At 56.4% G+C, this 8,945-nt stretch carries 11 protein-coding genes; 2 read left to right on the top strand and 9 right to left on the bottom strand.

The annotated features are described in order from the left end of the window. Both nagA and H6B10_RS09930 read left to right on the top strand, forming a co-directional pair. Positions 1 to 837: N-acetylglucosamine-6-phosphate deacetylase (nagA, locus tag H6B10_RS09935; RefSeq protein ID WP_204651460.1), on the top strand; the 837-nt coding region annotated here is incomplete at its 5' end. A 108-nt stretch (positions 838 to 945) separates the two neighbouring features. Continuing rightward, positions 946 to 1,197 carry an IreB family regulatory phosphoprotein gene (locus H6B10_RS09930; RefSeq protein WP_007047260.1) on the top strand — a complete coding sequence of 84 codons (252 nt, stop codon included), beginning with the start codon at positions 946 to 948 and terminating at the stop codon, positions 1,195 to 1,197. A gap of 56 nt (positions 1,198 to 1,253) precedes the next feature. On the opposite strand, the gene H6B10_RS09925 is transcribed toward H6B10_RS09930, so the two are convergent. The 9 genes from H6B10_RS09925 to rpsM all read right to left on the bottom strand — a co-directional run. Beyond that, on the bottom strand, positions 1,254 to 2,513 hold the full coding sequence (locus H6B10_RS09925) for a methionine gamma-lyase family protein (protein ID WP_204651459.1): 1,260 nt from the start codon (positions 2,511 to 2,513) through the stop codon (positions 1,254 to 1,256). Beyond that, positions 2,510 to 3,292, bottom strand: a complete 783-nt coding sequence (locus tag H6B10_RS09920; RefSeq protein WP_204651458.1) for a GNAT family N-acetyltransferase — start codon at positions 3,290 to 3,292, stop codon at positions 2,510 to 2,512. The genes H6B10_RS09925 and H6B10_RS09920 overlap by 4 nt, the downstream gene beginning before the upstream one ends. Positions 3,293 to 3,318: 26 nt before the next feature. Further along, positions 3,319 to 4,716: a UDP-N-acetylmuramoyl-L-alanine--D-glutamate ligase gene (murD, locus tag H6B10_RS09915; RefSeq protein WP_204651457.1), complete on the bottom strand. Its 1,398-nt coding sequence runs from the start codon at positions 4,714 to 4,716 to the stop codon at positions 3,319 to 3,321. 111 nt (positions 4,717 to 4,827) lie between these two features. Then, positions 4,828 to 5,997 (bottom strand): ribose-phosphate pyrophosphokinase, encoded by a 1,170-nt coding sequence (locus H6B10_RS09910; protein ID WP_204651456.1) that lies wholly within the window; start codon positions 5,995 to 5,997, stop codon positions 4,828 to 4,830. A gap of 323 nt (positions 5,998 to 6,320) precedes the next feature. Further along, positions 6,321 to 6,662, bottom strand: coding sequence for a 50S ribosomal protein L17 (gene rplQ, locus H6B10_RS09905; RefSeq protein ID WP_204651455.1), 342 nt, complete (start codon positions 6,660 to 6,662; stop codon positions 6,321 to 6,323). A 43-nt stretch (positions 6,663 to 6,705) separates the two neighbouring features. Then, entirely contained in the window at positions 6,706 to 7,665 is a 960-nt protein-coding gene (locus tag H6B10_RS09900) for a DNA-directed RNA polymerase subunit alpha (protein WP_007047267.1), read from the bottom strand. 75 nt (positions 7,666 to 7,740) lie between these two features. Next, complete coding sequence (gene rpsD, locus H6B10_RS09895; protein WP_204651454.1) at positions 7,741 to 8,343, bottom strand: 30S ribosomal protein S4; 603 nt, start codon at positions 8,341 to 8,343, stop codon at positions 7,741 to 7,743. Between the two features lie 20 nt (positions 8,344 to 8,363). Then, positions 8,364 to 8,768: a 30S ribosomal protein S11 gene (gene rpsK, locus H6B10_RS09890; protein ID WP_007047269.1), complete on the bottom strand. Its 405-nt coding sequence runs from the start codon at positions 8,766 to 8,768 to the stop codon at positions 8,364 to 8,366. Between the two features lie 14 nt (positions 8,769 to 8,782). Beyond that, positions 8,783 to 8,945 (bottom strand): 30S ribosomal protein S13 (rpsM, locus tag H6B10_RS09885; protein ID WP_204651461.1); only part of this gene is annotated, 163 nt, incomplete at its 5' end.

The following is an 8,945-nucleotide window of genomic DNA, read 5'->3' as shown; positions in this document are numbered from 1 at the left end:
ATCCTGAACGGCATTATGGATGTGGCCGCTGCCCACAAGAATGAGCGCGGCGCCGATCTGGTGGGCATCAACATGGAAGGCCCCTATATCAGCCCCCGCAAAGTGGGTGCCCAGAACCCCAAGTATGTAATGGCTGCCGACGCCGGCATGTTCCGCCGCCTGCAGGCCCGCAGCGGCGGTCTGATCCGCCTGGTGGACATTGCGCCCGAAGAACCGGGCAACCTGGACTTTATCCGGGAATGCCATAACGAAGTCCGTATTTCCATTGCCCATACCTGCACGGATTACGAGACCGCCAAGGAAGCGTTTGCTGCCGGTGCTTCCCACATGACGCACCTGTACAACGCCATGCCCGGCATCACCCACCGTGAACCTGGCCCCATCATCGCCGCGCTGGAAGAAGGCGCCGAAGTAGAGCTGATCACCGATGGCGTGCATATTCATCCGGCCATGGTCCGCTTTACCTTCAACACCTTTGGCGACGACCATGTGATCCTGATTGCCGACAGCATGATGGCCTGCGGCCTGCCGGATGGTCAGTATTCCCTGGGCGGCCAGGCCGTCACCGTGCGCGGCCCGCGTGCCACCCTGACCGAGCATCCCGATACCATTGCCGGCAGCGCCACCTGCCTGTACGACTGCATGAAGCACGCCGTGATGCAGATGGGTGTTCCCCTTGCCAGCGCCGTCCGGGCGGCTTCTTTGAACCCTGCCCGCAGCATTGGCATTGAGGCCGACTACGGCAGCTTGGAACCCGGCCGCTGGGGCAACGTGATCCTGGCAGACGATCAGCTGAATATCGTAAAAGTCATCCGCAAGGGTGAGGTTCTTGCCTGACGGACAGTATTCATAAATTTGTATAAAAATTTATGACAAGGCCATTGCAAATTGTATACTGTTTTGTTATAATATAGGTGATATTACGCTGAGAAAGGGGAACTGGATATGCCGATCTCTGAGCCTACTGCCGTATTTTCCATCCGCGATGATCGTGATATGGAGATCAAACAGGCTGTGCTGCAGGTTTATCGCGCGCTGGAAGAGAAGGGCTACAACCCCATCAACCAGCTGGTAGGCTACATCCTCTCTGAGGACCCGACCTACATTACCACCTATAAAAATGCGCGTGCGATCATCCGCCGCATTGACCGTGACGATTTGCTGCAAGCCTTGGTGCGCGATTACGTCAAAGGGTAAATCCTCCAAAACAAAAATCCCGTGTACATCAGTACACGGGATTTTTCTTTTATTGGTTAGGCAAAAAAGGCGTTCTGTACGGCGTTCAGAACCGCTGCACGGCCTGCGGTAAAGTTCACCCCACCCTGCAGGTAGCAGGTATAAGGCGCACGCAGCGGGCCATCGCAGGAGATTTCAATGGTACTGCCCTCGGTAAAGCTGCCGGAAGCCATGACCACCTTATCCGTGTAGCCGGGCTCATCCGCCGGTTCCGGAGAGGCAAAGCTATCAATGGGGCTGTTATGCTGGATACCTGCGCAGAACCCGGTAAGTGCCGCCGCACTGCCCGAATCAAAGCAGGTCACGATGTCGTTATGATCTTCCGTGTAGCGCGGCACCGGATGTACCCCCGCCAGCTCCAACAGACACTGGGCATAAATGGCCGTTTTCAGTGCCTCACATACAACCCCGGGTGCATAGTAAAAGCCCAGGAAAGTGTCCCGCAGGCTGTCCTGGGTGCATCCCAGATCCGCACCAATGCCTGGTGCCGTAAACCGGTGGCTGCATTTTTCCACCAGGTCCGCCCGTCCGGCAATATACCCGCCTGTAGGGGTAATGCCGCCGCCGGGATTTTTGATAAAGCTGCCCGCAATCAGGTCTGCCCCCACTGCCAGCGGCTCCTGCGTCTGGGTAAACTCGCCATAGCAATTATCCACAAAAATAACCGCCTTCGGATTCACCGCGCGGACAGTTTCCGCCACCTTGCGGATGGTATCCAGATTGAAGGCATTGCGCTGGGTATAGCCGCGGCTGCGCTGGATATGCACCACCGTAGCTGTCTTGGCCTTCTCTGCAATCAGATCATAGTCCGGCATAAAGTCCGGCAACAGCGGGCATTCGTCATACTGTACGCCATATTCCCGCAGGGTACCGCAGCCCTTGCCGGCATCACCGATACCGATCACGCCTTCCAGCGTATCATAGGGGCGGCCGGTAGCGGCAAGCAGTGTATCACCGGTGCGAAGCAGACCGAACAGCGCCACCGTCAGTGTGTGGGTGCCGCTCATGAACTGCGGCCGTACCAAAGCAGCTTCGGCGCCCATGCAGCGGGCAAACACTTCTTCCAGTTTGTTGCGGCTGTCATCCCAGACACCGTACCCGCTGGACCCCCAGAAATGCCGCGCTTCCACTCCACAATCGGTAAAAGCCCGCAGCATTTTCAGCTGATTATAATCGCGGATCTCCTCCACATGAGCAAACTGCGCACGGCACAGTTCCATGGCTTTGCGGTCCAGATCCAGAACTTCCGGTTTGATATGATAAAACTGTTCGATCATAGAGTATCCCATTCCCGTGTATATTGATGTATCATGCCCTGTTGCGTAAAGCCCAGGCGTGTATAAAAAGGCCGCAACCGTGGTGCACAGGCAAACCGCACCGCATGGCTTTCTGCCAACTGGTTGGCCATCCGTACGATCAGCCAGCCCGCCAGTCCCCTCCCCTGCCAGCCCGGCAAAGTGACTCCGGCTGACATATAGGCTTCTTCCTGGCTTTTTTCATAGCAGCCCACTGTGCAGACAGGCGTGCGATGGCTCTGCAGTGCCCAGCAACAGCCGACACCGTGGGCAATGGCGGTGCAGGCCGTGGTATAAAATTGTTCCTGTTCCGTCTCACTTTCCGGAAACACCAGTCGGCTGACCGGCTGCATGGCCGGATGCTCTTCCAGCACCAGTTCGGGCGGCGGTGCTGGCGGCAGCGGAAGGCGTTGTCCGCGGGGAAGTTCCCACAACAGAAGGGGGGCTTCCGGTTGCCAACCCTCCAACAGCTGCTGCTCGCTCAGCAATCTGTCTGCCCGCAAAAAACGCAGGAACCCCTGTAATTCTTCCGCTGCTTCCTCTCCTGCTTCCCCTTCCGGCAAACGGCCGCACAATGTTGCCGTTCCGCCGTGCAGGGCCAACGCCGCTGTCCCCGGCAGAAGGTAAAAGCACCACCCGCTGGCAGGATGAGAGCCAAACAATGTGCAGTGGGTTCCCATTGTTGCGGCAAAGTAGGGCTTTCCGGCAATGCGTCGGGCAAACTCTGCAAAATGCGTCGGTGTGGTAACAGCTTGAATCATAGGGGTTCCTTACAAATTGTCCTGCTTTACTGCAGGGCCATCACAATGCGTTTGTAATCGCGCCCGCGGACCTCAAAGTTCGGATAAAGATCAAAGGAGGCCGAAGCCGGCGACAGGCTCACAACATCCCCTGCCACAGCCGTTTGCCGGGCCTTTTCCACGGCATCCTGCATTCCGTCAGCATGGAGGATGGTCAATCCGCTTTCCGCAAAATCAGGATGTTCCCGCACGGCCTTCTCGATGCGAGGACCGGTAGCGCCCATCAGGATCAGTGTTTTCACATGGGCCAGAATCTCCGGTGCCAGGGGTTCATAAGGGATTTTCTTATCATAGCCGCCGGCGATCAGAATGATCTTCTGGTCAAAGCTGCGCAGCCCGGCGATGGTCCGCGTGGGGCTGGAGGCAATGGAATCATTGTAATACGTCACACCGTCCAGCGTACGGACCGGCTCAATGCGGTGTTCTACCCCGCAGAAGGTGGAAGCCACCTGACGCATGGCTTCTACCGGCACACGCCCCCAAACCGCAGCAATCGCCGCCAACAGGTTCTCCACATTGTGCAGGCCGCGCAGTTTCACGTCCTTGCGCGCCACTACCGGCGTTACGGTTCCCTGTTCAGCATAGCAGAGCATGTCATCCTCTGCCCGCAGGAAGGCGCCGTTGTCGGTTTCATGCAGACGGGTAAACCATACCTGCTCGCCTTTGCAGTCGCTCTGCATCCCACGGCTGACTTCGTTCTCATAGCCCAGCACGGCGCGGCAGGGCGGTTCCTGCCACAGCAGGATATTGCGCTTGGCGTCGATGTACTCCTGCATATCCTTGTGATGATCCAGATGGTTGGGTGTCACATTGGTGACCACCGCCACCTTGGGGCTGCGGCGCATGCTGATCAGCTGGAAGCTGGACAGCTCCACCACCGCCACCGCATCCGGCGTTACATCCGCCAGCTGGGGCAGCAGCGCAGCACCGATATTTCCCCCCAGGAAAACCTTCCGACCGGCAGCTTCCATCATTTTGGAAATCAGTGTGGTGGTGGTAGTTTTCCCGTCGGAACCGGTCACGGCAATGATCTCACAGGGGCAGAACTCAAAGAACAGTTCCACCTCGCTGGTGACCATGGTGCCGGCCTGCAACGCTGCCTGAAGTTCCGGTTTGTAGTACTCGTAGCCCGGCGTACGCATAATGATATCCTGCCCGGCAAAACCATCGGTATAATGTTCGCCCAGGCTCAACGCCACATGAAGACGGCGAAGCGTATCGGCGTAGTCACCAAACTCCTCCAGGCTCTTTTTCTGGTCACAGAGTGTAACCTGAGCTCCCAGCTCTACAAACTGTTCAATGCAGCGCTTATGGCTGACACCCGCGCCGATAAAGGCAACTTTCTTGCCGCGGATCAATTCCTGCAACTGTTCGATGGGCAGCATTGTGCATCTCTCCCCTGCTGTTGAATTCGTGTCTTTCTTATTATACTCAGGCGGAGGCTTCTCCGCAACAAAATCGGCCCGCCTGCGCGAGCCGAAAAGAGAAAAATCTGATTATTGCTGACCGCCCATGGGGATGCCATGCTTCTCCAGCAAAGCCTGGATCTTGGTCATGGGATCGATGATGCTGGAAACGCTCTTGTCGTGGTTGATAGCAGCGATGAAGTAGGCGGTGTACTTGGAAACGTCTACGTCGAAATACCAGGGACGCTCCAGCAGTTCCGGCTTGCGGTAGGTCAGGTTGGTGCCCAGAACCGCTTTGAGGATGCCATCATTGTAAGCCTTGTCGAACTTGTCCAGACCGGCCGTGAACAGCGGGAAGGTGGCGCAGGTAAAGATGTTCTTGGCGCCGCGCATCTTCAGCTCATAGGCAATGTCCAGCATGGACTCACCGGAAGCGATGATGTCGTCCGCAATGAAAACGTCCTTATCCTTGACGCTCTCACCCAAGTACTCATGAGCAACGATGGGGTTACGGCCGTTGACCACACGGCTGTAGTCACGGCGCTTATAGAACATACCCAGGTTGCAGCCCAGCACGCTGGAGTAGTACATGTTGCGGTTCATGGCGCCTTCATCGGGAGAGACGATCATGAAATGTTCCTTGTGGAAGCTGACATCGGGCACATGATGCAGCAGGCACTTGAGGACCTGGTAGGTAGGCATAACGTTATCAAAGCTCATGGTAGGCACAGCGTTCATAACGCGGGGGTCATGAGCATCGAAGGTGATGATGTTCTTTACGCCCACAGAGCGCAGCTGCTGCAGGGAGAACGCGCAGTCCAGGCTCTCGCGGCTGACACGGCGATGCTGACGGCCGCCGTACAGGCTGGGCATAATCACACTGATGCGGTGGGCACGACCGGAAACAGCCTGAATCAAACGCATCAGGTTCTGGAAGTGGTCGTCGGGAGAGAGATGGTTCTCGTACCCGAACAACTGATAGGTCACGCTGTAGTTACCCGGATCCACAAAGATAAACAGGTCATCGCCGCGGGTAGAAGCCTTGACCAGACCTTTGGCGTCGCCGGACTGAAAACGCGGGCAATCCGAAGGAATAATGAACGAATCGACCTCCATGCCGACCTCACGCGCCCAGCGGACGAGATGTCCATCCACCAGTTTGCAGAGTTCTTCGGCACCGGGACAGGCGATCAATCCCAAATCAGCAATTGCATCTTCTTTGGCAAAAAAATCGCGCGGGCCAAGATTTTGTTCAGCCATACGTGTTTGCTCCTTACTTCCATTACAGAATGTATTGTATTTTCCAAAGGGCATACAGCCCCATTTATTAGTATTGTAACACAGCAAGCCGATAAAATCAGCCCTATGACGCAACTTTTCCGACAATTTTTGCATTTTCTGCGTTTTAAATATGATTCATCGGACCCCCTGACAAAAATTCTGTCGGATTTTACAAAAAATTTGCAATTTGCCGGATTTTGCCTTTTTCCCCTTCTGGATTGCGGTACTGTACGCCGCCTGGCGACACAAAAAAACAGCGTTTGCCTTGCGGCAAACGCTGTTCATGCTGTTTATCCGATCAATTAGACCAGTTCGATGATCGCCATCTCGGCAGCATCGCCGCGACGGGGGCCGATCTTGTAAATGCGGGTGTAACCGCCGTTACGGTCGGCGTACTTGGGGCCGTACTCATCGATGACCTTCTTGGCAATGTCTTCCTTGGTAATGTAGGAGAAGACCTGACGCTTTGCATGCAGATCATCCTGCTTACCGAGGGTGACCATCTTCTCGGCCATGGAACGAACTTCCTTGGCGCGGGTAACGGTGGTCTCGATCTTGCCGTTCTCAAACAGATAGGTCACCATCGCGCGCAGCATGGCGTTGCGGCTATCGGTGGTACGACCGAGTTTTCTGGTACCGGGCATTCCGTTTCACTCCTTATACTTGGTATCCGCGTGTCGCGGGGGGTTAGTTTTCGTCGTCCTTGGTCAGAGAGAAACCAAGGCTGTCCAGCTTGGCCATGACTTCCTCCAGGCTCTTACGGCCCAGATTGCGAACCTTCATCATTTCATCTTCGCTCTTGTTGATGAGGTCGCCCACCGTGTTGATACCGGCGCGCTTCAAGCAGTTGAAGGAACGGACACTCAGATCCAGTTCTTCAATAGTCATTTCCAGCGCTTTTTCACGGCCCTGATCATCGTTGTCCACCATGATCTCGGTCTCGCCGGTCTCGTCGCAGAGGTTCACAAACAGGTTCAGATGCTCGGTCAGCACGCGGGCCGCCAGGCTCAGGGCTTCCTGCGCATTGCAGGTGCCATCGGTCCAGACTTCGATAATGAGCTTGTCATAGTCGGTGATCTGGCCTACACGAGTATGATCCACAGTGTAGTTGGCTTTGAGCACGGGGGTGTAAATGCTGTCAACGGGCAGGGTGCTGATGTCGTTTTTCTCGATCAGCGCCAGTTTGTTGCGCTCGGCAGGAACATAACCGCGGCCCTTGTCGAAGGTCAATTCCATGACCAGCTTGGCACCCTCGCCCAGGGTGGCGATATGCCACTCGGGATTGAGGATCTCCAGGTCATCGCCGCCCTTGATGGAACCGGCAATGAGCTCACAGGGACCAACGGCCTCTACACGGACGGTCTTGGGGCTTTCGCCGTAGATTTTGGCGGCGATGCCCTTGAGGTTCAGGACGATCTCGGTCACGTCCTCGCGTACGCCCTCAATGGTGGAAAACTCGTGCACCACGCCGTCGATCTTGACGCTGGTGACAGCCACACCGGGCAGAGAGGACAGAAGCACACGACGCAAGCTGTTGCCCAAGGTCGTGCCGAAACCGCGCTCCAGCGGCTCGACCACGAACTTACCGTAGCGACCATCCGGGGAAAGGCTGGCCGTTTCGATCTTGGGGCGTTCGATCTCCATCATAAAAACCCTCCTTGTTACGCTGGCACGAAAAGGTGCCAGTCAGGTTGGAAAAATCGTAGAAAGTTGCTAAGAGGATTACTTGGAGTACAACTCGACGATGAGGTGCTCAGCGATGGGCACATCGATGTCCTCGCGCACGGGCATCTTCACAACGGTGCCCTTCAGAGCGTTCTTATCGCGCTCCAGCCAGGAGGGCAGCAGCACGACGGGAGCGTCTTCGCCCAGCAGCTTGCTGAACTTGACGGAAGAACGGCTGGACTCGATGACTTCGATCACATCGCCCGGCTTAACCTGATAAGAGGGGATGTTGACACGCTTGCCATTGACGGTGAAATGGTTGTGAGAAACCAGCTGACGAGCGTCGCGGCGGGTCTTGGCAAAGCCCAGACGGTAGACGACGTTGTCGAGACGGCGCTCGACCAGAACCAGCAGGTTCACACCGGTCTGACCCGGCATACGGGTGGCCTTTTCGTAGTAGGTATGGAACTGGTTCTCCAGGATGCCGTACACGAACTTGACCTTCTGCTTTTCGTTCAGCTGGGTGGCGTACTCGCTCTTCTTCTTTCTCATCTGGCCGCCGGGGTTACGATTGGTGGTCTTCTTGCCATAACCCATAACAGCAGGAGAAATGCCGAGAGCACGGCAGCGCTTGGCGATCGGTTGGGTATTTTTAGCCATAACTCAAATTCTCCTTTCAATCAAACGCGGCGGCGTTTGGGCGGGCGGCAGCCATTGTGCGGAATGGGGGTCACATCGCGGATCATGGTGACTTCCAGACCGGTTGCCTGCAGGGCGCGGATGGCGCTCTCACGGCCGGAACCGGGGCCTTTGACGTAGACTTCAACAGTCTTCATGCCATGCTCGATGGCGGCCTTGGCGGCGACCTCAGCAGCGCTCTGGGCGGCGTAAGGGGTGCTCTTGCGGGAGCCGCGGAAGTTCAGCGCACCAGTGCTGCACCAGGAAACGGTGTTGCCCTGAGTGTCGGTGATGGTCACGATGGTGTTGTTGAACGTGCTCTGAATGTGAGCAGCACCGGCGCTGATATTCTTGCGCTCTCTTTTCTTAGTGCGGGTTTTTGCCGCAGTAGCTTTATTAGCAGCCATGTCTCAGTTCCTCCTTACTTCTTTTTGTTCGCGACGGTGCGCTTGGGACCTTTGCAGGTACGCGCATTGGTCTTGGTGCGCTGGCCGCGGCAGGGAAGGCCCTTGCGATGGCGCACACCACGGTAGCACTGGATCTCGGTCAGACGCTTGATGTCAAGCGCGACGTTGCGGCGCAGG

The organism is Gemmiger formicilis (assembly GCF_016901605.1).
In the GTDB taxonomy this organism is placed as follows: Bacteria; Bacillota; Clostridia; order Oscillospirales; family Ruminococcaceae; genus Gemmiger; species Gemmiger formicilis_B.
The sequence above is the reverse complement of the archived record's forward strand: the minus strand, read 5'-3'. Positions and strand labels throughout refer to the sequence as shown.